This is a genomic window from Streptomyces sp. AC602_WCS936 (genome assembly GCF_019049125.1).
Taxonomy (GTDB): Bacteria; Actinomycetota; Actinomycetes; order Streptomycetales; family Streptomycetaceae; genus Streptomyces.
On record NZ_JAGMUF010000090.1, the window covers coordinates 467,389 to 492,512 of the forward strand.

Genomic DNA, 25,124 nt, shown 5'->3' on the forward strand with positions numbered 1-25,124 from the left:
CCAGAGATTATGCAGATCTTCTCCATACTTCCGCGCGCTCGCCCCCGGAATCCCGGCTTCCCCCAGTCCCGAACCGCCCGAATCCGGTCACAATCGCGGCAGCGGCTTGGTGAACCAGTGCTCGGCGTACGGCCCGTCGTTGTACGGCTCGGTCTCCGCGTAGCCGAGGCGCGCGTACAGGGCACGGGCCTCGACGAGGTCACCGCGTGTGTCGAGCACCATCCGCGAGGCCCCGAGCGCCCGTGCCGCGTCCTCGGCGGCCCGTACGAGCAGCGCGGCGCCGCCCCGGCCGCGCATCCGCGCGTACAGGAACACCCGGGTCAGCTCCGCGGTGCGGGCGTCCAGCAGCCGGACGCCCGCCGTGCCCGCCGCCGCGCCGCCGTACCGAGCAACCAGCAGGCGGCCCCGGGGCGGGGCGAGGTCGGCGCCGGACTGGGCGGCGATCTCCCGTTCCAGTTCGCCGGGGTCGGTGGACCGCCCCTCGTGCAGCAGGTACCAGCGGTCGCTGACTTCCGTGTAGTACGCGCGCCACAGGGCGGCGGCCTCGGGGGAGTCGTACGGCTCCGGGGCGACGGTCCAGGTCATCCGGCCATTCTCGGAACGGACCGGCCCGCCGCGCGAGCGTATTTTCCCACGAGTGCGCCGTCCCCGCTCCCCGTGTGCCGTTTGACCGGGAACTGAGGGGCAACCCGAACGGCGAACCGGCCCGCCAGGAGAGCCGGTGGGGCCGACAACCCGGAAGGCACTCATGTCCACAGGCGTGATCATCGCGTTGATCGTGATCGTGGCGGCCGTGCTCGTCGTGGCGGCCGTCCTGGCCCTGCGCGCACGGGGCCCTCAGCACGGCGGAAGCCTGAAGCGGCGCTTCGGGCCCGAGTACGACCGGGCCGTGGCCCGGCACGACGGCGACACCAAGGCGGCCGAGCGTGAGTTGGCCGACCGCGTGGAACGGCACGGATCGCTGCGCGAACGGGAGCTGGAACCGGCCGAGCGCGAGCGCTTCGAGGCACGCTGGACGGCGGCCCAGGAGCGTTTCGTCGACTCCCCGCGGGAGGCGGTCGGCGAGGCGGACCGGCTGCTCGCGGAGCTGGCCGGCGCTCGCGGCTTCCCGGACGGCGGACAGTACGAGGAGCAGCTGGCCGCGCTGTCCGTGCACCACGCCCACCACGTCGACGGCTACCGGCGTGTGCACCGCGTGACGCACGCGAGGGTGGACGGCGCGCACGACGCCGGCGCGGGCACGGAGGAGATGCGCGAGTCCATGGTCGCGGCCCACGCGCTCTTCGAGGACCTCGTACACCCGGCCCGCCACCACGACGGAGGCCGGCACCGGGCCGGCACGGACGGCCACGGAGCGGCGCCCGCCACTCGCGCGCACCACTCCTGGTCGCTCGGCAAGAGCCGACCGAAGGAGAGTTGAGGCACATGTCCGACGTGACCCGGCAGCCCGACGGCACGCCCGTCGGGCTCCAGACAACCGAACCCGGCGCACGCGGTGCGGACGCGGCTCCCGGACCGAGGACCGACGCCGGCGGCGAGGCCCACGGGGGCGAGCTCCTCCCGCACGACGAGTGCGACAAGCTCGGGCAGCGGCTGCAGCACGCGGTGGCCGGCTTCGTCGACGCGCCGCGCGCCTCCGTGGAGGAGGCCGACCGCGTCCTGGAGGAGCTCACCGCGCGCTTCACGGACGCCGTGGCGCACCGTCGGCGCACCCTGCGCACGTCCTGGCACGACACCGACCCGGACGACCGCGCGACGAGCACCGACACCGAACAACTCCGCCTGGCCCTGCGGGACTACCGCGAGCTGGCGGACCGCCTGATGCGCCTGTGACCGACGGGCGTCACCGCTCCGCCCGGCGCTCCCGCCACTGCCGTACGACCTCTTCGACGTCGTAGGGCTTCAGACCCAGCGGGGGCCCGGGCGGCGGCTTGAACATCACCTCGCGGATCTTGACGTTGATCTCCTCGACGATGCGGCGCACCACCCGCTCGGAGGGAGCGTTCGCCGCCGCGTCCAGGGCGTCCTCCGCCTCCTTGCGCAGGGCGAGGGTCGGCGGCAGCACGGAGAAGCCCTCGCGGGCCATCTTCCGCTTCACCCACCACAGTTCGTCGTAGGTGCTGTCCACCTCGCTCGGCAGGGGCTTGCCCGCGCCGGGCAGTTCGGCGAACTCGCCGCGCGCGTCCGCATCACGGATCTGTTTGTCGACCCAGGACTCGAAGTCGACGCCGGGTGGCTTTCGCTCGGTCATGAGCCCATTGTGCCGGACACCGCACCACCGGCCGACTTATCATGCGGCGGCGGTACGTCAACGAGGGACGTCACTGGAGGAGCGCACGTGCTCGAACTCACCATGGCCGCCGTCACCGCGGCGGACGCGGGTGCCACGGCCGGCATGCAGATGGCCGAGGCGCCCAGCGAGCCGGGAGCGGTGCTGCGGGTGGGCAGGGACAAGTCCGTGTGCCGGCTGTCGACGCCGGACGACTGGCTGTTCGTCTCCCGGGTCCACCTGGAGTTCCGCTGCGGGCCCGAGGGCACGTGGCAGCTGACGTGGCTGCGCGGCTCCCAGCCGGACCCCTCCTCGGAGGTCCGGCTCACCGTCGGTGGTCACGCCCGGTCCCTGTCCTACGGCGGGACCGTGCCGCTGCCCGGGGGCGGCAGCGGCGAGATCGTGGTCCAGGACCGCGCGCAGCCGCGCAGCGTCAACGTCGGCTTCTACCACGAGGCCTGAGGGTCGAGGGCCGCGCCGACCTCACTCCAGAACGCGGGCCAGCGCGAAACCGTCGTATCCCTTGCTGCCGACCGTCTGGATCGCCGTACCGCTGAGCCGCGGGTGGCTGCCGATCATCTCGATCGCGGCGCGGGTGCCGCGCACGTCGTCGCCGGTGTCGCCGGCGTCGGCCACGCGGCCGCCGCGGACCACGTTGTCGATGACGATCAGACTTCCGGTGCTGGTGAGCTTCAGGGCCCACTCCAGGTAGTGCGGGTTGTTGGCCTTGTCCGCGTCGATGAAGACCAGGTCGAACGGCGGCGGGTTGTCGTCGGCGAGCTGCGGCAGCGACTCCAGGGCCGGGCCGACGCGTACGTCGACGAGGGCGTCGAGGCCGGCGCGGGCGATGTTGCGGGTGGCGACCTCGGCGTGCCGGGCGCTGTACTCCAGCGTGACCAGGCGGCCGTCGGCGGGCAGGGCGCGGGCCAGCCAGATGGTGCTGTAGCCGCCGAGGGTGCCGATCTCCAGGATGGTGCGGGCGCCCTGGAGCTGCGCGAGCAGTTGGAGGAGCTTTCCCTGGGCGGCGGTGACGTTCACCGGCGGCAGCCCGGCGGCGTCGCTCTCCCGCAGGGCGGCGGCCAAGGCGTCGTCGGCGGGGGAGAGCTGGGCGGTGAAGTAGGCGTCGACGTCGTCCCAGAGCTGCGAGTCGCTCATGGTGGGCCTCCCGTTTGCGTCGTTAGCGTCTCTAAGTAGACGCGCTAACGAAGATAGCCGGAGGGCCCGGCGTGTGGGGCGCGTTTCCGGGGGGCGTGTTCCGGAAGCGCTACGCGTGCTCGTGCTCGTGCTCGCGCTCGTGCTCGCGCTCGCGCGCGTCCACCGCCGGTGCCGAGCCCGGTAGCGGCCGGCCCGCCGACTCCGACATGAACCACACCGCCACGCCGCCGACGACGGCCGCGGCCATCATGTAGTACGCGGGCATCATCATGTTCCCCGTCGCCCCGATCAGCGCCGTCACCACCAGTGGCGTCGTCCCGCCGAACAGGGAGACGGACACGTTGAAGCCGATCGACAGCGACCCGTACCGCACCCGCGTCGGGAACAGCGCCGGCAGCGCGGACGGCATCGACGCGGTGAAGCAGACCAGCAGCAGACCCAGCGCGGCCATGCCCAGGCCCACCGCCCACAGGCTGCCGTCGCGGATCAGCAGCAGGGCCGGGACCGACAGCAGCAGGAAGCCCGCGCAGCCCGCCGCGATCACCGGACGCCGCCCGACCCGGTCGGTCAGCGCGCCCGCGAACGGCTGGACGACCATCATCAGCGCCATCACGGCCAGCACCACGAGCAGCCCGTGCGTCTCGTCGTACTCGAGCTCGCTCGTCAGGTAGCTCGGCATGTACGACAGCAGCATGTAGTCCGTGACGTTGAAGACCAGCACCAGGCCGACGCAGAGCAGCAGCGCCTTCCACTGCCCGGTGATCATCTCCCGCAGCGGCACCTTGACGCGCTCCGCCTCCGCCTTCTCGACCTCGGCGGCGAACGCCGGCGTCTCCTCCAGCCGCATCCGCAGGTACAGCCCGATGATGCCCATCGGCCCCGCGATCAGGAACGGGATCCGCCAGCCCCACGACGTGAGGTCGCCGTCCGACAGCAGCGCCGTCATCAGCGTCACCAGCCCCGCGCCGCCGATGTACCCGGCCAGCGTGCCGAACTCCAGCCAGCTTCCCAGGAACCCGCGCCGCTTGTCCGGCGCGTACTCGGCGATGAAGGTGGACGCGCCCGCGTACTCACCCCCGGTGGAGAACCCCTGCACCAGCCGCGCGAGAAGCAGCAGCACCGGCGCCCACACGCCGATCGACGCGTAGGAGGGGATCAGGCCGATGGCGAACGTGCCCGCCGCCATCATGATCATCGTCAGGGCGAGGACCTTCTGACGCCCCACCCGGTCGCCGAGCGGCCCGAAGACCATGCCGCCGAGCGGCCGGACCAGGAACGCCGCCGCGAAGGCGCCGAACGTGGAGAGCAACTGGGCGGTCGGGTTGCCCGACGGGAAGAAGACCTTGCCCAGCGTCACGGCGATGTAGCTGTAGACGCCGAAGTCGAACCACTCCATCGCGTTGCCGAGCGCCGCCGCCTTGACGGCGCGCCTGACGAGCGCGGGATCGGTGGCGGTGGGGGTGCCGGAGGCACCCGAGGGGGACGGTGCGGGGGTCGTGCGGGGGGACGGATCAGCGACGACGGGGGCGGCCGACAAAACTCCGCTCGCCTACCTTTCGACGGGAACAGGGACGCCCCGACCCGCACGGCGGCACTGTCGCCGGGCCGGAAAGAACCCGCGGCCACTCGGCCACGGGCAGAAAAGCGACCATAGGCGCTGATGCGCCGCTTACGCCCGGTATGCTTTTCGTTGCACACTGCACCAAAAGGGCGTACACGCAGGGACGTCCGCGCGCCACGGAGCGCTCCTCGCCCCCGTGACCTGTGACCCTTCTCGCTCCCAGGAGAGGCAACCGGCCCGCTCCCGCACTATCGTCGGGCGAAAAGCGGGCGGCGGTCAGGTTGAGCGGGGGTTGCCTGCGTCTCCCTCCGGGGGTGGTGCGAGCCTCATAGGGTTCGCAAGGACGAACACACCGCGCACGGGCGCGGTACGAACGGGGCGGGAGGCCGACGGGGCGTGGCGAATGCGGAGCACAGTGGGCGACCGGCGGAGGCTTTCGGAGCCCCGGCCGTCGATGCGACCAGGGCACGGCTGCGCGTAGCCCGTCTCGGCCTGTGGCTGGTCGCCGCCATCCTCGCCGTCCGGCAACTGGCCGCGGTCCTCAGCACCCCGAGCGGAGAACGGCTCACGGACCTGGAGACCTGGGTCGGCGAGCACGGCGTCCTGCACGTGGAGGGCTCGCTGTACGAGTCCACGCAGTTCACCGGCACCCCCTTCGTCGGCCTGGTCCTCAAACCCTTCACCCGCGCCGCCGAGCAGGCCCTCGGCTGGGGCTGGACCTTCGGGTCGCTGCTGCTCGTCGTCGCCCTCGGCCTGGTCGCCGCCCGCGCCCTGCCCCAGCCGGTGGGCCGCCGTACGGCGCTGCTGGCGGCGCCCGTCGCGATCAGCCTGCTGATGCTGTCCCTGCCGGTGCGCAACGCCCTGTGGCTCGGCCAGACCAGCATCCTCCCGGTCCTCCTCGTGCTGCTGGGCTGCTTCGCCGTACGCGGCGCGCACGCCGACCGGATCGGCGGCGTACTGATCGGCGTCGCCGCCGCCTTCCAGCCGACCGTGCTCCTCTTCGTGCCCCTCCTCTGGTTCACCGACCGCAGACGCGCCGCCGTGTCCACCGGCGTCACGTTCCTCGCCTGCACCGCCGTCGCCTGGGCGGCGATGGCGCAGGACTCGTACACCTACTGGGTCCACCACATGGCCGGTGTGGGCCTGGGCGGCGAGGCCGACGACCTCGCCAACCAGTCGCTGCACGGCGCCCTGCTGCGCCTCGGCCTCAACGGCCCCCTGGAGATCGCCCTCTTCCTCCTCCTCGGTGCGGCCGTCGCCGTCCTCGCCCTGCGCCGCGCCGTGCGCTACGCCCGCGACGGCCAGCTGCTGCTCGCCGTCGCCATCACCGGCTGCGCGGCCGTCGTCGTCTCCCCGGCCACCTGGCAGCACCAGCTGCTGTGGGTGCTGCCCGCGGTCGTCGGCCGGGTCGGCAAGCGCGCCTCCGACCGGCTGGTGTGGCCGGTTGCCGTCGTTCTGGTGATGACGCTGCCCGCGAAGATGATGCTGCCGAACATGGCGGCCCTGTACCCCCTGCGCGACAACGTCGTACTCCTCGCCGCCCTGGCCGCCGCCGTCGCCGTGCCCTTCCTGCCCCGCACCTCGCCGTACTTCGACAACCCGGTCCCGACGAGCTACGCACCGCCCGTCCCGGCCCGCTTCAAGCACGTCCCCCTTCTGCCCTTCCTGCGCAGGGTCCTCACCCGCCCCAACCTCCTCCTGGAGCTGCTCCTCATCCGGGTCACCTACGCCGCCTACTCGCAGGTCCGCCTCGCGGCGACCGGCGGCAGCAACTCGGCGGGCCGGGCCCGCGCGGAGGAGCACGGCCGGCAGATCCTCGACATCGAGCGCTTCCTGCACCTCGACATCGAGCACGCGATCAACCACGCGGTGGTGAAGACCGGCTGGCTGCGGGACTTCTTCGACTTCTACTACACGTCGTTCCACTTCGTCGTGCCGCTGGCCGTCCTAGGCGTCCTGTACTGGCGCCGTCCGGTCGACTACCGCTGGGCCCGCGCGTCCCTCGGCTTCACCACGCTGCTGGCCCTGGTCGGCTTCTGGCTGTACCCGCTGGCGCCGCCGCGCCTGATGCCGGGGCTCGGGATCATCGACACCGTGCACGGCGTGCAGGACTTCTCCAAGCCGGACTACGGCACGCTGACGCACCTCACCAACCAGTACGCGGCGATGCCGTCGCTGCACTTCGGCTGGTCGCTGTGGTGCGGGGTGGCGATCGCGATCATCGCCCCGAAGCTGTGGATGAAGGCCCTCGGACTCCTCCACCCCCTCTTCACCGTCGCCGCGATCGTGGCCACCGGCAACCACTGGGTGCTGGACGCGGTGGGCGGCGCGGCGGTCGTCGCGGCGGGCTTCGGACTGGCGTACCTGTTCCAGGGGCCGAGGGCGCGAATGACGGCGGCGCATGCCGATGCCGGAGCGCCCGGGGCGTCGTCGGCGGCCCCGGCTTCCCCGGCGGCCGGGACCGGGAAGACCACCACCGTCCCGCCGCCGCCCCGGGAAGCCGAAGCCCTCAGCAGCGGTCCTCCGCCTCCGGCGAAGGACCGTACCGGGAGCTGATCCGGTACTCGCCGGGTGCCTCGACGGTCAGGCGGGTGAACTCGCCGTCCCGGGCGAGGCACCCGCCGTCGGCCCGCAGCCACGGCGACCAGGCGACCCGCACGGTCACCGGGCCGGGCCGGTCCACGCGCAGTACCAGCTCGGCGCCGGTGGCGGCCACGACGGTGCCGGGCGCGGAGACGAGCGGTACGGCGTCCCGCACCCGGAACACCCTCCAGTGCTCGTCCTGCCAGACGGGCTCCAGCCAGTCGGGCCGCCGTTCCGGATTCCGTACCAGGGCCGCCTCGGCCTTGGCGGGCCCGTCCGGCTTGGCCAGCGGCAGCACGACGAAGCCGACCGCCCAGCGGTCCAGCCAGTCCCGGTAGGCGGCCGCGGAGAAGGTGCCGTCGTAGAAGAGGCGGCCGCGTTCCACGTCGAGCTGCCGGTTCCAGCCCCGGGCCAGATTGACGTGCGGAGCGAGCCCGGCGGCCTCGCGGTGGTCGCGGGCTGGCACCACCTCGACCCGCGTACGGCCGGCGCCGAGGCCGTCCAGCGCCCGCACGACACCGTCCGTCTCGGTGGCCCAGGTGGGCACCGCGGTGTACTCCGTCAGGTCGTCGGCGGTCTTCTTCCCCATCCACCCCACGGAGAAGACGAGGGCGACGACCAGCAGACCGCGCGCGACCCGCCGCGCCCGGTCCGCGCCGAGCAGGGCCGCGAGCAGCACGGGCGGTGCGAAGTACTCCGCGAACCGCTCGACGTTCGTGCCGACGGCGGAGGGTATGAGGTACGTCAGCACCGTCCCGACCGCGTACACGACACCGCTCCACCGGGCGACCCGCCAGCCGCGCGGGGCCAGCGCGGTGACGGCGAGGCCGAGCACGACGGGCGGCCATACGCGGGCCGCCGGCATCGGCTGCTCCCCGCTGAAGGGGAAGAACAGCGTGGTCAGCCCGACCACCGCGGCGGGCGGCACGAGCAGCACGAGGGCCCGCCCCCGGTCCCGTACGAGCAGGAACCCGGCGCCCACGACGGCCAGGAACAGCCCCGCCACCGGCGACGCCATCGTGGCCAGCGCCGCGTACCCGGCGGCGAGCACCAGCCGCCGCTCCCGCACCAGGTGCACGCACGCGGCCAGCCCGAAGGCGAGGCCGAGCGCGAAGGTCGTACGGCCGGAGGCGACGTTGCACCACAGGGCGAGGGAGGTGAGCACGGCGACCCACAGCGGCTTGCGCACGCCGGTCCGCGTGATCAGCACCGCCGCCAGCCAGGAGGCGGCCAGCCCGGACAGGGCGGTGACCGTGCGGACGCCGAGGGCGGCCATCAGGTACGGGGAGATGACGCTGTAGTTGGCGGTGTGCACGCCGCCGTACCAGAAGAACCCGTACGCCGAGGCACCGTGCCGCGAGACGAAGTCGGCCCACGCCTCCTGCGCCGCCAGGTCGCCGCCGCCGGTGGCGAGAAACACCCACCACACCGCGTACAGCGGGATGGTGGGCAGGGTGGCGAGCAGGGCCACGCGATGTCGGCGCCCGAAGGCACGCAGGGCATCGCCGGGGCGTCTCTCCCGGCGCCGTTCGGGTCGGGAGAGGGGGAGTATGGCAGGGACCACGGTCGGGGTTTCCGTTCAGCGTCGTCGGGGTGCACGGCTGGGGCACGTGCGAAGACGATAATTCGAACAGAAACGTTGATCGGGTTCCGGCCGGGTCAGCGGGCGGCGGTGGCGGCCCAGTCGACGAAGGCGGCGAACGCGGCGGGGGCCAGGGGGATGATCGGCCCCGCCGGGTTCTTGGAGTCGCGGACGGCGACGGTGGGGTGGCGGGGGAGGTCGGCGACTTCGAGGCAGTCGCCGCCCTGGTCGCCGCTGTAGCTGGACTTACGCCACGCCAGCCTGCCGAGCGGCGCGCACTCGAGGCACTCGCCGCCCTGGTCGCCGCTGTAGCTGGACTTACGCCACTGGTTCCTCGTCGGCAGAGCCTTGTTCCCCATAGCGTTCCTCCATCAACCGGCGGATCAGCTCCGCCGAGTCCTTGAGGGGGAGCGCGGCGGCCCGGAGATGATCGTAACGGAGTGAACAGTCCTTGACGGTGTCCGGGTTGGCGGTCGGATGGCCGGTGCCGTACCCCTCCGTGTAGACGATGGCCGGGTCGCTCGCGAAGCGATAGAGGTTGAATGAGCCTTGCAGCCCCGCGTGCGCGCCCGCCGAGTACGGCAGCACCTGGACGTTGATCCGGGGGTTGCTCTCGAACGACAACAGGTGGGCCAGTTGGCCGCGCATCGTCTCCCGGTCGCCGATCTCCTGACGCAGTGCCGCCTCGCTGAGGATCGCCCAGAAGACCGGCGGCTCCTCCTTCTCGAAGATGCGCTGGCGGGCGAGCCGCACGGCGGTGCGGTCGTCGAGGTCGGCGGGATCGAGCGTGCCGAGTACGGCCCGTACGTACGCGTCGGTCTGGAGCAGGCCGTGGATCATGTGCGTCTGGAAGGTGCAGATCTCGACCGCGCGCACCTCCAACTCGGCCACCTGTTGGAACCAGGCCGGAAGCTGGCTGCGCATCACCAGGTCGACCAGCCGCGACAGGAACCCGCCCGTCCCCAGCGCCGCGTCCACGCGCTCGCTGAACTCAGGCGTCGGCAGTTTCCTGGCCGTCTCGATCTGGCCGACCAGTGAGCCGGTGTAGTTGACGATGTCCCCGAGCTGCCGTTGGGTCAGTCCGGCGGCCTCGCGGTGGCGGCGCAGCTCGAAGCCGTAGTAGTCGAGCGGCGAGGCGCCCGGGTCCAGGACGTTGATGTGGGTCACGCACAGCCCCCTTCGCGCACAACTCGGTCCACTGGGGCACCGGTTGTATCCGTTCCGTAGCCCACGGTAGTCGTCCGGCGTCAGGCTCGTGCCGTGAACGATTACTTTCCCTCGGTCCTCGTGGGCCACCGCCCGGCAGACCAGTACCGGATGAGCTTCACGGCCGGAGCGCACTCGGCGCGGCACGTGCGGCGCATCGTGCGTTCGTACCTGCGCGAGTGGGACCTAGCCGAACTGACCGACGCCGTGGAACTCGGCGTGACCGAGCTGCTGGCCAACGTCGTACGTCACGTCCCGGACCGCCGCTGCACGCTGCTGTTGCTGCGGCGGGCGGACGGGGGCGGGGTCCGGGTGGAGGTGGCGGACGGTTGCCCCCGGCCGCCCGTCCCGGCCGGTGAGGTGCGTGAGGACGCCGAGGACGGGCGGGGGCTGGTGCTGCTGGGCGCGGTGGTGGACAAGTGGGGCGTGGGGCCGGGCCCCGGGGAGGGCAAGACCGTGTGGTTCGAGTGCGGAGGTCAGGCCAGGGACTCCTGCGACGGCACGACGACTCCGTAGAGATCCTGGACCGTGGCGAGAGCCGCCTCGTGGACCTGCTGTGCCGGGATGCCGTTCGGGCTGCCCTTCAGGGGCAGCGGCCGGGTCGCGGAGGCGTCGGCGACCACGGTCGGAGCGTTGCCGTTGAGGAACGCGCCCTGAGCGGTGAACAGGGTGCACATGTTCGTCATGAACCCGGCGATGATGACGTTCTTGTTGCCGGCCTTCTTGACCTGCTCGGCGAGATCCGTGCCGTGGAACGCGTTCGGGACGCTCTTCTCGACGACGGGCTCGCCCTTGGCCGGCTTGAGCGCCGGAATGATCTGGCCCGCCTCCGACTTCAGGTCGTAGCCCTTGTCGACGATGTGGATGACCGGGGTGCCCGCCTTCCGGGCCCGCTTCAACAGCGCTTCGGCGTTGTCCACGGCCGGCTGCCATCCGTCGAGTTCCATCACACCCTCCGTGTAGGTGTTCTGGTAGTCGACGAGGATGAGCGTCGCGTCGGAGAGCGTGGCCGGGGTCTCGCCGAGGTTGTTGAGCTGGCGCAGCGTCGTCGTGTCCTTCGCGACGTTCGTCGCGGTGGCGGCCTCGGAGTCACCGCCGCACGCGGTGGCGGTGACCGAGAGGACGACGGCGGAGGCCAGCGCGACGGCCGGACGGAGCAGCTTCATCAGGAAATCTCCTTCTGCGACGGTACGACGACCCCGTACAGGTCGGCGATGGTGGCGAGGGCGCTGTGGTGCACCTGGCGGGCGTCCAGTTCGGTGCCCGCGACCGGCAGCGCGCGGGTGGCGCAGGCGTCGGCCACGACGGTGGGGCGGTTGCCGCGCAGGAAGGCGCCCTGGGCGGTGAAGGCCACGCACATGTGCGTCATGAACCCGGCGAGGACGAGGTCGGTGTTGCCGGCGGCGTCGACATGCTGGTCGAGGTCCGTGCCGACGAACGCGTTCGGCGCCTTCTTGACGACCACGGGCTCACCGTCGAGCGGTGCGATGCTCGGGTGGATCGAGCCGATCTCGGCGCGGATGTCGTAAGGGGTGCCCTCGCCGCCGTCGTTGACGACGTGGACGACCTTCGCGCCCTCCTGGCGGGCCCGCGCGAGGAGTCGGGCACCGGCGTCGAGCGCGTCCTGCCAGCCGTCCAGTTCCATCACACCGGTCGTGTAGGTGTTCTGGTAGTCGATCAGGACCAGGGTCGAGCCGGCGAGCTTCGCGGGGGTGTCGTCGAATCCGTTGAGCTGGCGCAGGGTTGTTCTGGGCATGGGAAACCGCCTCATGTGGCTTGTCGGGGTGGGCAGTTCACCGGCTCGGTGACCTGCGCCCACGACGCTACGGATCACCGGCGGTGTCGGCAATGTCGTCTAACATGCAGAAACCGACATCGGTGGCGCCGAGCGTGGAGGGTCCCTTGCACACCGTCAGCCGACTGATCGTCATCGTCCTCTTCGAGGACGTCGACCTGCTCGACGTCACCGGACCGCCGGAGGTGTTCTCCCTCGCGCGACGGGAGACGGACGAGGCGGCGGGCTACGACGTCGTCCTCGCCGCGGAGACCATGGACCCGGTCACCACCGGCGCGGGGGTCCGCGTCCTGCCCGACACCACCTTCGACGAACTGTCCGAGCGGAGCATCGACACCCTGATCGTGCCCGGCGCGGTGGAGGTCGACGGTCAGCGCGGCGTCCATCCGCGCATCGACCCCGCGGTGGTGGACCGGGTGAGGCAGATGGCCGAGCGGACCCGACGGGTCACCTCCGTCTGCGTCGGGGCGCACATTCTCGCCGCGGCCGGACTCCTCGACGGCAAGCGCGCCACCACCCACTGGTCGACGGCGCAGCGGCTGGCCGCCGATCATCCGGCGGTCGAGGTCGACGCCGACCCGATCTTCATCCGCGAGGGCGACGTCTGGACCGGCGCCGGTATCAGCGCCTGCCTCGACCTGTCCCTCGCCCTCATCGCCGACGACCTCGGGGAGGCCGTGGCGCTGCGCGTCGCCCGGCAGCTCGTGATGTACCTGAAGCGGCCGAGCGGACAGAGCCAGTTCAGTGTTCCCCTGGAGCAGGTCTCCGTGACGCGCCGCATCGAGGATCTGCGCCACCACATCATGCGCAACATCGCCGAGCCGCTCACCGTCGCCGACCTCGCCGCCCACGCCCACGTCAGTGACCGGCAACTCACCCGGATCTTCAAGAACGAACTCGGCACCACCCCGCACGCCTACATCGAGTCGGCCCGCGTGGAAGTGGCCCGCCACCAGCTCGAATCCACCGACGCGACCCTGGAGCGCGTCGCCTCCGCGTGCGGTTTCGGCACCGTCGACACGTTGGTCAGGGCCTTCCGCCGCCGACTCGACACGACCCCGACCGAGTACCGCCGCCGCTTCCGGACCGTACCGGCGCTCACACCCGACGGGGATGCGCGCGGGTGAGCCACCACCGCAGGGTGGGCAGGACGCTCAGCGTCATACCGGCCGCACCGATCCACAGGGTGGCGGACGCTCCGAACGCCGAGCCGCAGGCCCCGCCCAGGAGGCCACCGAGAGGGACACCGCCTGAAGCGACGAACCGGACCGTCGCGCTCATCCGTCCCAGCAGCCGGTCCGGTGCCGAGAGGCCGATCACGGCCACATACACGCTCCAGCCCGGTCCGGCCAGCGGCATGAGGACGGTCAACGGGCAGGTGGCCAGCGGCGCGAGCCAGATGACCGCGACATGCCCGACCCGTCGCGCGGCAGGCCTCGCGACCAGTGCGCCCAGCAGGGCGTCCCACAAGTGGGCGCGCTCGGCCGGAGCCCCCACCAGGCCGATCAGAGGGTCCGCCACGACCCACGCCCCGGGCAGCAGTCCTACCTGGAACGATCCGGTCGTCCAGTTGACCGAGCGCGGTGGCGGCTGATGCAGTAGGAAAGCGCTCGGCCGCCTCCCACCCACCGGCCCCCACCCGTGCCCAGTCGTGAACACTCCGCCCCCCACTGTCATCAGCACGCTCATCCGAGCGCGTTGATGACACTTGCCTGCTTGGTGTTCACGTTTTCTCAGTGGGGCCGTAGTGCGCGGCCGTGGCCCCTGTCGCCAAGGCCCAGTAGCGGTCTCCGTACGACCAGTGCCACCACTCCGTCGGATAGTTGACCAGGCCCGCGGCGGTGAGCGCGGCGCCCAGCACGGAGCGGTGGGAACGGGCCTCGTCGCTGATGTTGCCGGCGTGCGTGTAGCAGGCGCCCGCGCTCTCCTCCGGGGTCGCGTTCATGCGGGTGCCCAGGTCGAGTTCGTGGCCGTCGAGGTCCGCGAGCGTCAGGTCGACGGCCGCGCCCGCGCTGTGGGGGGCTATTTCGGGCGGGGAGACGTAGCGGCTGGCCGCCGAGCGGATCTGGTCGGGGGACCACTCGGGATGTTCGGTGCGCAGCCGGGTCGCGTACTTGTCGAAGTAGTGGCGTTGGAGAGCGGGTGGGCGGTACCCCTCGACGAAGAGCAGCCGCAGTCCCGGTGGCAGCTGCGCCTGGGCTTTGAGGAGTCGGGCGAGCACGCTTTCCCGCAGGTAGGCGAAGGCGCCGGCGGAGTCCTGCCACTTGCGCCGGTCGACCAGCAGCGGGCTGTCCTGCCGAACGTCGACGAGTCGCTCGCCGCACTCCTGGACGGGCACGGCGGCGACCTTCGGGTCGGACATCAGAACGATCTCGGTCATGACTCGATCATGAGCGATGCGATGATCCGGGCGCTGCGATCCACACACGAAGGCGGCGGCCCCGGGGATCAGGGGACCGCCGCCTTCGGCATGCGGGAGCGGGGGAGGGCGGCCGGGTCAGTACCAGCCGTTGGACTGCCAGAAGCTCCACGCGTCGCAGGCGCTGCCGTAGCGGTCCTTCATGTAGTCCAGGCCCCACTCGATCTGGGTCGCCGCGTTGGTCTTCCAGTCGGAACCGGCCGAGGCCATCTTCGAGCCCGGCAGGGCCTGGACCAGGCCGTAGGCGCCGCTGGAGGAGTTGGTGGCGTTGACGTTCCAGTCGCTCTCGTGGTCGACGATCTTCGAGAAGCACTGGTACTCGGCCGAGTCGCCGATCATCTTCTTCGCGGTCGCCTGCGCCGAGGAGGCCGGCGTCGCGGCCTGCGCGGGCGCGGCGGCGATCAGCGAGCCGCAGGTGGCCGCGGCCAGGGCGGCGCCCGCGAGGGCCTTCTTCGGGGTGGCGACGGTGCGGAGGAGGGAAGCGGCGGTCAACGGAGGACCTTTCGTCGGGGATGGGGGCGTCGCTGCCTGGCGACTGGTTCAGAGAAACAGGCGGACCAGTCGTCCGCAATCGTCCCTTTTGCTAAGCGTGGTCGTAGGTGCGGGTGGGGCCCCGCGCTTCCCCGCCGCGTGGCCCGCTCGCGAAACGGCCGTCACCTACGAAGCCGCTTCGTAGGTGAACCACGTCACGTGGGGCGGCTCACCTCGTCGGCCTTCTCGAACGTGACCGGCGCCTCGAAGGCTGCCCGGCGGGTGGCCCGGCGGAGCGCCTTGAGGAGCGGGGTGCCGAGCGTGAGCGTCAGGACGACCGTCATGGCGGCGCGGCCCCCGTCCCAGCCGAGGGACGTGGCCAGGCAGTAGGCGACGAAGCGGGCCAGGTTGTCGGGGATCGACGCGTCCGGGTCGAAGGCGATGTTCGAGGCAAGCGTGTTCATGAAGGTCCAGCCCGCGAGGTTCATGACCGTGCCGTACGCGAACGCGGCCAGGAAGCCGTACGCGGCCAGCATGAGCAGTTCCGTCCGGCCGCGCAGCCGGTCGGGGCCGGGCAGCAGGCCCGCGCCCATCGTGAACCAGCCCATCGACAGCATCTGGAACGGCATCCACGGACCCACCCCGCCCGTGAGCAGCGCGGACGCGAACATCGTGACCGAGCCGAGGACGAAGCCGAAGCCGGGGCCCAGGACCCGGCCGCTGAGGACCATGAGGAAGAACATCGGTTCCAGACCGGCCGTCCCCGCCCCGATCGGGCGCAGCGCCGCGCCCGCCGCCGCCAGGACGCCGAGCATCGCCACCGCCTTGGGGCCGAGACCCGACTCCGAGATCGTCGCCGCCACCACGGCCACCAGCAGCACCAGCAGGCCCGCGAACAGCCACGGCGCGTCCTGCGCGTGCGCGTTCACGGAGGCGTCCGGCGGGGCCAGGAAGGGCCAGCCGAAGCCCGCCACCCCGACCGCGCTGACCAGGACGAGGGCGGCGACCGAGCGGGGGCCGAGGCGGACGGCGCGGGCCTGGCGCTGGGGAGGGGGGCCGCCGGTCATGCCAGCGCCTCCCGTACCTGCGCGACCGTGAGCCACTTGCGCGGCGCCAGCACCTTGGCGACCTGCGGGGCGAAGGACGGGGAGGCCACCACCACGTCCGCCGCCGGGCCGTCGGCGATCACCTCGCCCTCCGCGAGCAGCACCACCCGGTGGGCCAGCTCGGCCGCCAGTTCCACGTCGTGCGTGGCCAGCACGATCGCGTGCCCCTCGGAGGCGAGGGAGCGCAGGATGCCCGCCAGCCGGGCCTTCGCCGCGTAGTCCAGGCCGCGGGTCGGCTCGTCCAGGAGGAGGAGGGGAGGGCGGGCGGTCAGGACGACGGAGAGGGCGAGGGTGAGGCGCTGGCCCTCGGAGAGGTCGCGGGGGTGGGTGTCGTCGGTGACGCCCGGGAGGAGTTCGGTGAGCAGCGCGCGGCAGGTGCCGGTGGCCGCCTCCGCGTCCCGGTCGGCGGCCGCGCACTCGGCGGCGACCGTGTCGGCGTACAGCAGGTCGCGCGGCTCCTGCGGGACCAGGCCGACGCGGCGCACGAGGTCGCGGGGGGCCGTGCGGTGCGGCACCGCGTCACCGGCGCGGACGGAACCGGCGGACGGTTCGATCAGGCCGACGAGCGCGGAGAGGAGGGTGGACTTCCCGGCGCCGTTGCGGCCCATGAGGGCGATCGTCTCGCCGGGGGAGACGGTGAGGTCGACGCCGCGCAGGGCGCGGATGCGGTCGCGGCGGACGGCGAGCGAGCGGACCTCGGCGGCGTAGGGGGTGGTGGAGGTGGCGGCCGTTTCCGCCCGCTTTCCGCGCCGCCACCAGCGGGAGGCGGGGGGCCGGAGGGCGGGGGGCGCCGGGAGCGCGGCGGCCGGTGGGGTGTGGTCCGGTATCTCCCGGTCGGCCAGCCGGTCCCGCAGCGGGGCGGCGCGGCGGCGGGCGTCCCGGATCGTCAGCGGCAGCGGGGACCAGCCCGCCAGCCGGCCCAGGTCCACCACCGGCGGGTAGACCGGGGACACGGCCATCACCTCCGCAGGGGGGCCGAGGAGCGGGGGAGCGCCGGGTGCCGGGAGCAGGACGACCTGGTCGGCGTACTGGATGACCCGCTCCAGGCGGTGCTCGGCCATCAGGACCGTCGTCCCGAGGTCGTGGACCAGGCGCTGGAGGACGGCCAGGACCTCCTCCGCGGCGGCCGGGTCGAGGGCGGAGGTCGGCTCGTCCAGGACCAGCACGTCCGGGTGCGGGGTGAGGACCGAGCCGATGGCGACCCGCTGCTGCTGGCCGCCGGAGAGCGTGGCGATGGGGCGGGAGCGGAGGTCGGACAGGCCCAGCAGGTCGAGGGTCTCCTCGACGCGGCGGCGCATCACGTCCGGGGCCAGGCCCAGGGACTCCATGCCGTAGGCGAGTTCGTCCTCGACGGTGTCCGTCACGAAGTGGGAGAGCGGGTCCTGGCCGACCGTGCCGACGACGTCGGCCAGTTCGCGCGGCTTGTGGGTGCGGGTGTCGCGGCCGGCGACCGTGACCCGGCCGCTCAGCGTGCCGCCGGTGAAGTGCGGGACCAGGCCGCTGACCGCGCCGAGGACGGTGGACTTGCCGACCCCGGACGGGCCGGCGAGCAGGACGAGTTCGCCCTCGGGGACCTCGAAGTCGATGCCCCGGACGGTGGGTTCGGCCGCTCCGTCGTACGTGACCGATACGTCCTCGAAGCGGATCACGACGGCTCCTTGGCGGGTACGGGGTGGCTGGGGGCGGGGGTGACGAACGCCGGGAGCAGGCCGATCAGTACGGCTGCCGCCGGCCACAGGGGCAGGGACGGCGCGACCAGCGGGACCACGCCCGGGTGCAGTGCCGCCGGGTCGCGGGCGGCGGCGAGGAACATCAGCGCCGCGACGGCCGCGCCGGACGCGGTGACCAGCCAGGCGCGGGCGTCCCAGCGGTCCGGGCGGTAGCGGGTGCGGACCGTCCTGCGGCCGCCGAGCCACAGCCCGGCGAGGGCGGCGGCGACGCCCAGCAGGAGCACCGGGACGCCGTACGTGCCGCCCGCCGCGGTCAGCAGCCCGTACGTCCCCGCGCAGACGCCGAGCAGCCCCGCGAGGGTGAGCGCGGCGGTGGTACGGCGTACGGCTGCCGGGACCTGGGCGGTACGGCCGTAGCCGCGGGCGTCCATCGCGGCGGCGAGGGCGACGGAGCGCTCCAGGGCACCCTCCAGGACCGGGAGCCCGACCTGGAGCAGGCCGCGCAGACCCTGGTCCGGGCGCCCCCTCAGGCGGCGGGCGGCGCGCAGGCGCTGGACGTCGGCGATGAGGTTCGGGGCGAAGGTGAGGGCGACGACGACCGCGACACCCATCTCGTACAGGGCGCCGGGGAGGGACTTGAGGAGGCGGGAGGGGTTGGCGAGGGCGTTCGCGGCGCCGACGCAGATGAGGAGGGTGGCCAGCTTCATCGCGTCGTACAGGGCGAAGGTGAGGCCCTCGGCGGTGACCCGTCCGCCGAGGCGGACGCCCTGCGCCCAGTCGGGGAGGGGGACTTCGGGGAGGGTGAGGAGGGTGTGGGTGCCGGGGATGGGGGAGCCCAGGATCGTGGTGAAGAGGAGGCGGATGAGGAGGACGGCGAGGGCGAGCTTGACGAAGGCGCCGTAGGAGCGGGACCAGGGGGCGTGCGGGCGGCGGGTGACGACCACGTAGGCGGAGACGGCGATGAGGAGGGCGAGGAGGAGGGGGTTGGTGGTGCGGGTGGCGGCGGTGCCGAGGGCGAGTGCCCAGAGCCACCAGGCGCCGGGGTGCAGGGTCCCGCCCGCGCCCGCCCTCCCCGTCGCCCCGGCGGCGCGACTGTTCGCAGGGTCAGTCGGTCGCATTTCTGCGCCGCCTCGCCTGCCAGGTCGCCGCTCCGGCCAGGGCCGCCACGACGGCGATCCCCGCGTAGAGGCCGACCGACGGGCCGTCGTCGGCGGCGTCGTCGGCGGCGTCCGCGGCGGGCTGCTGCTTCGGAGTGGTCGTCGGGTCCTGCTCCGCCACCTGCTCCCCACACCCGGACTTCGGGTAGCCCGCGATCGCGCACAGCAGGGCGCTGTTGTCGTAGCGGAGCGGGTCCGCCACGGCGGCCAGTGCGTCGGCCGTCGTCGCGTCGGGGGAGACCCGGGCGCAGGCCGTGCGCGGGGCCGGCGGGGTCTCCCCGGGCGGGGCGTCGGACGCCGCGCCGAAGTCGAGGACCAGGGCGACCCGCTTGGTGCCGTCCTCGGCCGGTGTCTTCGCGCAGATCGACGCGAAGTCCGCCGTGCCGCGAGGCTGGGCCGCGTCGCCCGAGTTCGCGCTCACCGCGAAGCGGAAGCCCTGGACGTCGCCGTCGGAGGGGCGGGCGAGGGACGGGCCCTGGGTGGCGTAGACCCACTTGTCGCCGTCGCGGTCCCAGAAGGACCAGTAGCGGTAACCGGCGGCCTGCGCCTGGCCCGCGCTCCCCAGGAGGAGGAACGCGGCCAGGAAGAGGAGTACGACGCGGCGGGTCACGGCTGCTGCTTCTTGTTGCGGCCGCTCAGGAGGAAGCCGATGCCGATGCCGAAGACCAGGCAGACGCCGACGAACCACCAGACGCCGAAGCCGGAATCGTCCTTCTTCTCGTCCTTCGTGTCGTCGTCGCTCGCGGTCGCGGTGTCCTTGGCCGCCATGCCCTGCGGAGCCGGCCCCGTCGCGTTCAGCTCCGCCACCAGGTCCGTGCCGCCGAAGGCGCGCGGGTCGGTGCCCGTGGCGTGGGCGGCGAGGATCAGCTGGGCGTAGGCGGCCGGGCCGCTCTCCTTCGCCCACTTCGCGGCGTTCTTCTCCAGCCAGGCCAGCGGCTTCGCCGCCTTGTCCGCGCCGCCCTGCGCGGCGAGCGCGACGACCGCGTCGGCGGTGTTGCCGTAGTCGGGCTGCTCGGTGGAGCCGCCGAGGGCGGACTTGAGGTGGCCGTCCTCGGCGAGGGCGTCGGCGAGGTAGGCGGCGCCGTTCGCGGCGGCCTGTTCGCGGGTGGGCTCGTCCGCGGTCGTGCAGCCGGCGTCGGCGGTCTTCTTCCCCGCCTCGGTGACCAGGCCCGTGCCGAGCGCGCCGAGGACACCGGCGGCGGTCGCGTCCGCGTTGGCGACCAGCTTGCCGTCCTGGTCCGGGTAGCCGAAGGCACCGCCGTCCTTCGCGCAGGGCAGGGCGGACGCCAGCAGGGCGTCGTACGGGGACTTGCCGCCCTTCTTGACCGTCTCCGGGTCGGTCTCCGTGGCGGCGAGGGCGCCGATGACGACGGAGGTGGAGTTGGCCTCGCTGGGGCTGCCGGGGGTGTAGCCCCAGCCGCCGTCCTTGTTCTGGACCGACTTCAGCCAGTCGAGGGCGTCCTTGATGGCGTCGCCGTGCCCGCCGACGGCCCACAGTGCCTGGACGGCGGCGGCCGTGCTGTTGGTGTCGACCATGGTCTTGGCGTCGCAGGCCCCCGCCGGGTCGGCGCGGAAGGGGGCGAAGGCGCCGTTGTCGCACTGCTGGTCCGTGAGCCACTTCACGGCCTGCGAGGACGGGATCACGCCCGCCGTGTCCTGGGCGAGCAGTGCGAGGGACTGGCGCCAGACGCCGTCGAACTGGGGGTCGGCGGACCCGTACAGCCCGGACTTGCCCGAGGTGCCGGTCGGCTTGGACGGCGACGGGTCGGCGGCGACCGCGGGCGCGGCGGCGGCGCCGATCACGGCTATGGCGGCCAGAGCCGCGGCGCTGCTGCGACGGCGGACGTTCATGAGCGGCGGGTGCCTTTCCCTGTGCGGGGCCGGACAGCACGGGGCACCCCCGGGCGGCTCGGCTCCGTATGCCTCGACGGTGCCCGTGCTCCGGCGGGTGCCGGGCACGTGAGCCGGTCACGTCCGTGCGGGGCAGTCCGGCTCACCACCCGGGACGGGCGGCTCACGGTTGCGGGTCAGCGCCGGAATTGCACCGGCTTCCCCCCGTACGGGTGTGATGACGACGCGGCCACCTTACCCGGAGGCAACCGGCCCGGACCCGTGTGCCCGCTCACGCTTCCCCGCTCCCGCCGCGTCGGACTCCCCGGCCCCCGTCACCTCGATCAGCCGGCACACCGTCTCGATGTCCACGCCCACCTGCGCGATGGACGCGCGCCCGGAGAGCCAGGCGATCAGGGTCGAGTGCCAGGTGTGCTCGATGACGCGGACCGCGGAGAGCTGCCCGGGGGTGGGGTTCTCCAGGCCTCCCACGGCGTCCAGGATGATCGCCGTGGTCCGGCGGGAGACCTGGTCGACCTCGGCGGAGACGCTGCGGTCGGCGAAGGTCAGGGCGCGGGCCATCGCCTCGGCCAGCCGTGGTTCGCGCTGCAGGGCCTCGAAGGCCCGCATCAGGGTCCGCGCCACCCGGTCCGCGGCCCTCTCGCCGGTCGGCGGGCTCCTGCGCAGCGTCCCGTGCAACTGCTCCAACTGGTCCTGCATGGTGGCGACCAGCAGATGGACCTTGGACGGGAAATAGCGGTACAGCGTGCCGAGCGCGACCTGCGAGGACTCCGCGACCTCGCGCATCTGCACCGCCTCGAAGCCGCCCCGGCAGGCGAGCCGGGCGGTCACGTGCAGGATGCGGCGGCGGCGCGCCCGCTGCCGCTCGGTGAGGGGCGGGGCGGGGGAGCGGCTGTCGTCCACCTCGGTCACCTTCTCCCCGTCGCCGTGGCGTGAATCACCTGATCCACTCGTCACAGCATCCCTACCTGCCGGTAGATTCGGAGCCTCCGAACGATCAAGTCTGAAACTTGTTCTAGATTAACGTCCCGGCATAGGGTCGCGGGACAGTGCAGTGAGAAGGGGGCCCGGGGTGACCGCTGAGGCCAGTCGGACGGGTCCCCGTCCGGAGCCCGCCGCCGACGGCTTGCGACCGCTCCGCATCGCGCTCCTCACCTACAAGGGGAACCCGTTCTGCGGCGGACAGGGCGTCTACGTCCGTCACCTCTCACGCGAACTGGCCCGCCTCGGCCACCGGGTCGAGGTCATCGGCTCCCAGCCCTACCCCGTGCTCGACGACGGACCGGACCACGGCACGGAGGACCGGCTCTCCCTCACCGAGCTGCCCAGCCTCGACCTCTACCGCCAGCCCGACCCCTTCCGCACCCCGAAGCGCGACGAGTACCGCGACTGGGTCGACGCGCTGGAGGTCGGCACCATGTGGACCGGCGGCTTCCCCGAGCCGCTCACCTTCTCGCTGCGCGCCCGCCGCCACCTGCGCGCCCGCCGCGGCGACTTCGACGTCGTCCACGACAACCAGACACTGGGGTACGGGCTTCTCGGCGACGTGGGCGCGCCCCTCGTCACCACGATCCACCACCCCATCACCGTCGACCGGCAGCTCGAACTCGACGCCGCCGACGGCTGGAAGCGGCGGTACTCCGTGCGCCGCTGGTACGCCTTCACCCGCATGCAGAAGCGCGTCGCGCGCCGCCTGCCCTCCGTGCTCACCGTCTCCGGCACCTCCCGCCAGGAGATCGTCGACCACCTCGGCGTACGCGGCGACCGCGTCCACGTCGTCCACATCGGCGCCGACACCGACCTGTTCTCGCCCGACCCTTCGGTGCCGAAGGTGCCGGGCCGGATCGTGACGACGTCCAGCGCGGACGTGCCGCTCAAGGGCCTGGTCTTCCTCGTCGAGGCACTCGCGAAGGTGCGGACCGAGCAGCCCGCCGCCCACCTCGTCGTCGTCGGCAAGCGGCCCGCCGAGGGCCCGGTCGCCCAGGCGATCGAGCGGTACGGCCTCGAAGGCGCCGTCGACTTCGTCAAGGGCATCTCCGACGCCGAACTGGTCGACCTGGTCCGCTCGGCCGAGGTCGCCTGCGTGCCCTCCCTGTACGAGGGGTTCTCGCTGCCCGCCGCCGAGGCCATGGCGACCGGCACGGCGCTGCTGGCCACCACCGGCGGAGCCGTCCCGGAGGTCGCCGGACCCGATGGGGAGACCTGCCTCGCGGTGCCGCCGGGCGACGCGGGCGCCCTGGCCGCCGGACTGAACCGGCTGTTCGGCGACCGTGAACTGCGGGCCCGGCTCGGCGCGGCCGGACGCGAACGCGTCCTGCGGCACTTCACCTGGGCCCGCGCCGCCGAGGGCACGGCCGTCCGCTACCGCGAGGCCATCGGGCCCTCCGCGACCACCCCCAGGGCCGTTCCCACGAGCCCGCCCCGCGCGACCAGTGACACCGGCGTCTACCCCGAAAGCAGGGCCACGTGCTGACCGTCGACTTCTCCCGGTTCCCGCTCGCCCCCGGCGACCGCGTCCTGGACCTCGGCTGCGGCGCCGGCCGGCATGCCTTCGAGTGCTACCGGCGCGGCGCCCAGGTCGTCGCGCTGGACCAGAACGCCGAGGAAATCCGCGAGGTCGCCAAGTGGTTCGCGGCGATGAAGGAGGCCGGCGAGGCCCCGGCCGGCGCCACCGCCACCGCCATGGAGGGCGACGCGCTGGCCCTGCCCTTCCCGGACGAGTCCTTCGACGTCGTCATCATCTCCGAGGTGATGGAGCACATCCACGACGACAAGGGCGTCCTCGCCGAGATGGTCCGCGTCCTCAGGCCCGGCGGACGCATCGCGATCACCGTGCCCCGCTACGGCCCCGAGAAGGTCTGCTGGACCCTCTCCGACGCCTACCACGAGGTCGAGGGCGGCCACATCCGCATCTACAAGGCCGACCAGCTCCTCGCCCGCATCCGCGAGGCCGGCCTCAAGCCCTACGGCACCCACCACGCGCACGCCCTGCACTCGCCGTACTGGTGGCTGAAGTGCGCCTTCGGCGTCGACAACGACAAGGCGCTGCCGGTGCGGGCGTACCACAAGCTGCTGGTCTGGGACATCATGAAGAAGCCGCTGGCGACCCGGGTCGCCGAGCAGGCGCTGAACCCGCTGATCGGCAAGAGCTTCGTGGCGTACGCCACCAAGCCGCACCTGCCGCCGGTGGACGCCGCGTGACCTCGCCCCGGGCTCCCCGCACCCCCCGTACCGAACACCTCGTCCTGCCCGGCGTCCTCACCGCCGAGCAGGCCGCGGCCACCGTCCGCGGCATCCTCGGCGTGCAGCGCCAGGACGGCGCGATCCCGTGGTTCCGCGGGCACCACCTCGACCCCTGGGACCTCGTCGAGGCGGCGATGGCCCTGGACGCGGCCGGTGAGCACGAGGCCGCCGAGCGCGCCTACGAGTGGCTGGCCAGGCACCAGAACCAGGACGGCTCCTGGTACGCCGCCTACGCCGACGGCGCCCACGACGACGTCACCGACCGCGGCCGCGAGACCAACTTCGTCGCCTACGTCGCCGTCGGAGTCTGGCACCACCACCTCTCGACCGGCGACGACACCTTCCTCGACCGGATGTGGCCCGTCGTCCACGCGGCCGTCGAGTTCGTGCTGCGCCTCCAGCAGCCCGGCGGACAGATCGGCTGGCGTCGCGACGACGACGGCACGGACACCACGGACGCGCTGCTGACCGGCAGTTCCTCCATCCACCACGCGCTGCGCTGCGCCCTCGCCATCGCCGAGCAGCGTGAGGAGCCGCAGCCCGACTGGGAGTTGGCGGCCGGCGCGCTGCGGCACGCGATCCGCCGCCACCCGGAGCGGTTCCTGGACAAGGGCCGCTACTCGATGGACTGGTACTACCCGGTGCTGGGCGGCGCGCTGACCGGCACGGAGGCCAGGTCCCGCATCACCGAGAGCTGGGACCGCTTCGTGGTCCCGGGCCTCGGCGTGCGCTGCGTCGTGCCCAACCCGTGGGTGACCGGCGGCGAGTCGGCCGAACTGGCCCTCGCCCTGTGGGCGGTCGGCGAGTCCGACCACGCGCTGGAGATCCTCCAGTCGATCCAGCACCTGCGCGACGCGGACAGCGGCCTGTACTGGACGGGCTACGTCTTCGACGACGACGCCATATGGCCGCGCGAACTCACCACCTGGACGGCCGGCTCGCTGCTCCTCGCGGTCGCCGCGCTCGGCGGCCACGAGGCGACCTGCCAGGTCTTCTCCGGCGACCGCCTGCCGAGGGGACTGGACCCCGACTGCTGCGTCTGAACGCCGCGTCGCC

The 25,124-nt window shown here is 72.8% G+C and carries 27 protein-coding genes and 1 riboswitch; of the genes, 9 read left to right on the forward strand and 18 right to left on the reverse strand.

Translation table 11 applies throughout. The features are described 5' to 3' along the window. Positions 1-87: 87 nt before the first annotated feature. Complete coding sequence (locus KUM03_RS27440) at positions 88-585, reverse strand: GNAT family N-acetyltransferase (protein WP_217252369.1); 498 nt, start codon at positions 583-585, stop codon at positions 88-90. Positions 586-748: 163 nt separating this feature from the next. Here KUM03_RS27440 and KUM03_RS27445 point away from each other — a divergent pair, with 163 nt between their 5' ends. After that, positions 749-1,420: a hypothetical protein gene (locus KUM03_RS27445; RefSeq protein ID WP_217252371.1), complete on the forward strand. Its 672-nt coding sequence runs from the start codon at positions 749-751 to the stop codon at positions 1,418-1,420. 5 nt (positions 1,421-1,425) lie between these two features. Beyond that, positions 1,426-1,833, forward strand: a complete 408-nt coding sequence (locus KUM03_RS27450; protein ID WP_374225397.1) for a hypothetical protein — start codon at positions 1,426-1,428, stop codon at positions 1,831-1,833. Positions 1,834-1,843: 10 nt separating this feature from the next. On the opposite strand, the gene KUM03_RS27455 is transcribed toward KUM03_RS27450, so the two are convergent. Then, a complete protein-coding gene (locus tag KUM03_RS27455) occupies positions 1,844-2,251 on the reverse strand; it encodes a DUF1992 domain-containing protein (RefSeq protein WP_217252373.1) in 408 nt (135 codons plus the stop codon). An 87-nt stretch (positions 2,252-2,338) separates the two neighbouring features. On the opposite strand from KUM03_RS27455, the gene KUM03_RS27460 reads away from it, so the two are divergent. Continuing rightward, entirely contained in the window at positions 2,339-2,731 is a 393-nt protein-coding gene (locus tag KUM03_RS27460; protein ID WP_217252375.1) for an FHA domain-containing protein, read from the forward strand. 21 nt (positions 2,732-2,752) lie between these two features. Here the strand turns inward: KUM03_RS27460 and KUM03_RS27465 are convergent, their stop codons facing one another. Beyond that, positions 2,753-3,424, reverse strand: a complete 672-nt coding sequence (locus KUM03_RS27465) for an O-methyltransferase (RefSeq protein ID WP_217252378.1) — start codon at positions 3,422-3,424, stop codon at positions 2,753-2,755. 109 nt (positions 3,425-3,533) lie between these two features. Beyond that, positions 3,534-4,961: a glycine betaine/L-proline transporter ProP gene (gene proP / locus KUM03_RS27470; RefSeq protein ID WP_217252380.1), complete on the reverse strand. Its 1,428-nt coding sequence runs from the start codon at positions 4,959-4,961 to the stop codon at positions 3,534-3,536. Positions 4,962-5,381: 420 nt separating this feature from the next. Between proP and KUM03_RS27475 the strand changes: the two genes are divergently transcribed. After that, the gene (locus KUM03_RS27475) at positions 5,382-7,541 is read left to right on the forward strand and encodes a bifunctional glycosyltransferase 87/phosphatase PAP2 family protein (RefSeq protein ID WP_217252382.1); all 2,160 of its coding nucleotides are present in this window, start codon (positions 5,382-5,384) and stop codon (positions 7,539-7,541) included. On the opposite strand, the gene KUM03_RS27480 is transcribed toward KUM03_RS27475, so the two are convergent. The 3 genes from KUM03_RS27480 to KUM03_RS27490 form a co-directional block, all read right to left on the reverse strand. Further along, on the reverse strand, positions 7,495-9,132 hold the full coding sequence (locus KUM03_RS27480) for a hypothetical protein (protein ID WP_217252384.1): 1,638 nt from the start codon (positions 9,130-9,132) through the stop codon (positions 7,495-7,497). The two genes, KUM03_RS27475 and KUM03_RS27480, sit on opposite strands and share 47 nt — an antisense overlap. Positions 9,133-9,227: 95 nt before the next feature. Beyond that, positions 9,228-9,509, reverse strand: a complete 282-nt coding sequence (locus KUM03_RS27485; protein ID WP_217252386.1) for a DUF397 domain-containing protein — start codon at positions 9,507-9,509, stop codon at positions 9,228-9,230. Then, on the reverse strand, positions 9,469-10,317 hold the full coding sequence (locus KUM03_RS27490; RefSeq protein ID WP_217252388.1) for a helix-turn-helix transcriptional regulator: 849 nt from the start codon (positions 10,315-10,317) through the stop codon (positions 9,469-9,471). The genes KUM03_RS27485 and KUM03_RS27490 overlap by 41 nt, the downstream gene beginning before the upstream one ends. Positions 10,318-10,410: 93 nt before the next feature. On the opposite strand from KUM03_RS27490, the gene KUM03_RS27495 reads away from it, so the two are divergent. Beyond that, the gene (locus KUM03_RS27495) at positions 10,411-10,872 is read left to right on the forward strand and encodes an ATP-binding protein (protein ID WP_308406426.1); all 462 of its coding nucleotides are present in this window, start codon (positions 10,411-10,413) and stop codon (positions 10,870-10,872) included. Here the strand turns inward: KUM03_RS27495 and KUM03_RS27500 are convergent. After that, on the reverse strand, positions 10,833-11,522 hold the full coding sequence (locus KUM03_RS27500) for a cysteine hydrolase family protein (protein ID WP_217252390.1): 690 nt from the start codon (positions 11,520-11,522) through the stop codon (positions 10,833-10,835). The two genes, KUM03_RS27495 and KUM03_RS27500, sit on opposite strands and share 40 nt — an antisense overlap. After that, the gene (locus KUM03_RS27505) at positions 11,522-12,112 is read right to left on the reverse strand and encodes a cysteine hydrolase family protein (protein ID WP_217252393.1); all 591 of its coding nucleotides are present in this window, start codon (positions 12,110-12,112) and stop codon (positions 11,522-11,524) included. The genes KUM03_RS27500 and KUM03_RS27505 overlap by 1 nt, the downstream gene beginning before the upstream one ends. A 146-nt stretch (positions 12,113-12,258) precedes the next feature. Between KUM03_RS27505 and KUM03_RS27510 the strand changes: the two genes are divergently transcribed. Further along, positions 12,259-13,278: a GlxA family transcriptional regulator gene (locus KUM03_RS27510; RefSeq protein ID WP_217252395.1), complete on the forward strand. Its 1,020-nt coding sequence runs from the start codon at positions 12,259-12,261 to the stop codon at positions 13,276-13,278. Here KUM03_RS27510 and KUM03_RS27515 read toward each other — a convergent pair. The 9 genes from KUM03_RS27515 to KUM03_RS27555 all read right to left on the reverse strand — a co-directional run bounded on the left by KUM03_RS27515 (position 13,250) and on the right by KUM03_RS27555 (position 21,737). Then, complete coding sequence (locus KUM03_RS27515; protein ID WP_217252397.1) at positions 13,250-13,672, reverse strand: hypothetical protein; 423 nt, start codon at positions 13,670-13,672, stop codon at positions 13,250-13,252. The genes KUM03_RS27510 and KUM03_RS27515 overlap by 29 nt on opposite strands. A 202-nt stretch (positions 13,673-13,874) precedes the next feature. Further along, entirely contained in the window at positions 13,875-14,531 is a 657-nt protein-coding gene (locus KUM03_RS27520; RefSeq protein WP_217252399.1) for a M15 family metallopeptidase, read from the reverse strand. A gap of 117 nt (positions 14,532-14,648) precedes the next feature. Continuing rightward, on the reverse strand, positions 14,649-15,062 hold the full coding sequence (locus KUM03_RS27525; protein ID WP_217252401.1) for a transglycosylase SLT domain-containing protein: 414 nt from the start codon (positions 15,060-15,062) through the stop codon (positions 14,649-14,651). A gap of 194 nt (positions 15,063-15,256) precedes the next feature. Continuing rightward, on the reverse strand, positions 15,257-16,108 hold the full coding sequence (locus KUM03_RS27530; protein ID WP_217252403.1) for an ECF transporter S component: 852 nt from the start codon (positions 16,106-16,108) through the stop codon (positions 15,257-15,259). Continuing rightward, positions 16,105-17,796, reverse strand: coding sequence for an ABC transporter ATP-binding protein (locus KUM03_RS27535; RefSeq protein ID WP_217252405.1), 1,692 nt, complete (start codon positions 17,794-17,796; stop codon positions 16,105-16,107). Before KUM03_RS27535 ends, KUM03_RS27530 begins: the two co-directional genes overlap by 4 nt. Continuing rightward, positions 17,793-18,935, reverse strand: coding sequence for an energy-coupling factor transporter transmembrane component T (locus KUM03_RS27540; RefSeq protein ID WP_254399893.1), 1,143 nt, complete (start codon positions 18,933-18,935; stop codon positions 17,793-17,795). Before KUM03_RS27540 ends, KUM03_RS27535 begins: the two co-directional genes overlap by 4 nt. After that, positions 18,922-19,584: an SCO2322 family protein gene (locus tag KUM03_RS27545; protein WP_217252408.1), complete on the reverse strand. Its 663-nt coding sequence runs from the start codon at positions 19,582-19,584 to the stop codon at positions 18,922-18,924. Before KUM03_RS27545 ends, KUM03_RS27540 begins: the two co-directional genes overlap by 14 nt. After that, the gene (locus KUM03_RS27550) at positions 19,581-20,825 is read right to left on the reverse strand and encodes a prenyltransferase/squalene oxidase repeat-containing protein (RefSeq protein WP_217252410.1); all 1,245 of its coding nucleotides are present in this window, start codon (positions 20,823-20,825) and stop codon (positions 19,581-19,583) included. The genes KUM03_RS27545 and KUM03_RS27550 overlap by 4 nt, the downstream gene beginning before the upstream one ends. A 130-nt stretch (positions 20,826-20,955) precedes the next feature. After that, positions 20,956-21,029, reverse strand: a riboswitch (cobalamin riboswitch). 30 nt (positions 21,030-21,059) lie between these two features. Then, complete coding sequence (locus KUM03_RS27555) at positions 21,060-21,737, reverse strand: TetR family transcriptional regulator (RefSeq protein ID WP_217252411.1); 678 nt, start codon at positions 21,735-21,737, stop codon at positions 21,060-21,062. Positions 21,738-21,897: 160 nt separating this feature from the next. Between KUM03_RS27555 and KUM03_RS27560 the strand changes: the two genes are divergently transcribed. From KUM03_RS27560 to KUM03_RS27570, 3 genes are read left to right on the forward strand one after another with little or no spacing between them, the layout of a single operon-like run. Then, positions 21,898-23,298 (forward strand): glycosyltransferase family 4 protein, encoded by a 1,401-nt coding sequence (locus KUM03_RS27560; protein ID WP_217252412.1) that lies wholly within the window; start codon positions 21,898-21,900, stop codon positions 23,296-23,298. Beyond that, positions 23,292-24,026: a class I SAM-dependent methyltransferase gene (locus KUM03_RS27565; protein ID WP_217252414.1), complete on the forward strand. Its 735-nt coding sequence runs from the start codon at positions 23,292-23,294 to the stop codon at positions 24,024-24,026. The genes KUM03_RS27560 and KUM03_RS27565 overlap by 7 nt, the downstream gene beginning before the upstream one ends. Continuing rightward, positions 24,023-25,111 carry a prenyltransferase/squalene oxidase repeat-containing protein gene (locus tag KUM03_RS27570; protein WP_217252416.1) on the forward strand — a complete coding sequence of 363 codons (1,089 nt, stop codon included), beginning with the start codon at positions 24,023-24,025 and terminating at the stop codon, positions 25,109-25,111. Before KUM03_RS27565 ends, KUM03_RS27570 begins: the two co-directional genes overlap by 4 nt. Positions 25,112-25,124: the final 13 nt, after the last annotated feature.

Coding starts and splice junctions, on each gene's coding strand:
- KUM03_RS27440 (WP_217252369.1), bottom strand. CDS start 585: ATGACCTGGACCGTCGCCCCGGAGCCGTACGACTCCCCCGAGGCCGCC.
- KUM03_RS27445 (WP_217252371.1), top strand. CDS start 749: ATGTCCACAGGCGTGATCATCGCGTTGATCGTGATCGTGGCGGCCGTG.
- KUM03_RS27450 (WP_374225397.1), top strand. CDS start 1,426: ATGTCCGACGTGACCCGGCAGCCCGACGGCACGCCCGTCGGGCTCCAG.
- KUM03_RS27455 (WP_217252373.1), bottom strand. CDS start 2,251: ATGACCGAGCGAAAGCCACCCGGCGTCGACTTCGAGTCCTGGGTCGAC.
- KUM03_RS27465 (WP_217252378.1), bottom strand. CDS start 3,424: ATGAGCGACTCGCAGCTCTGGGACGACGTCGACGCCTACTTCACCGCC.
- KUM03_RS27485 (WP_217252386.1), bottom strand. CDS start 9,509: ATGGGGAACAAGGCTCTGCCGACGAGGAACCAGTGGCGTAAGTCCAGC.
- KUM03_RS27500 (WP_217252390.1), bottom strand. CDS start 11,522: ATGAAGCTGCTCCGTCCGGCCGTCGCGCTGGCCTCCGCCGTCGTCCTC.
- KUM03_RS27505 (WP_217252393.1), bottom strand. CDS start 12,112: ATGCCCAGAACAACCCTGCGCCAGCTCAACGGATTCGACGACACCCCC.
- KUM03_RS27520 (WP_217252399.1), bottom strand. CDS start 14,531: ATGACCGAGATCGTTCTGATGTCCGACCCGAAGGTCGCCGCCGTGCCC.
- KUM03_RS27530 (WP_217252403.1), bottom strand. CDS start 16,108: ATGACCGGCGGCCCCCCTCCCCAGCGCCAGGCCCGCGCCGTCCGCCTC.
- KUM03_RS27540 (WP_254399893.1), bottom strand. CDS start 18,935: ATGCGACCGACTGACCCTGCGAACAGTCGCGCCGCCGGGGCGACGGGG.
- KUM03_RS27550 (WP_217252410.1), bottom strand. CDS start 20,825: ATGAACGTCCGCCGTCGCAGCAGCGCCGCGGCTCTGGCCGCCATAGCC.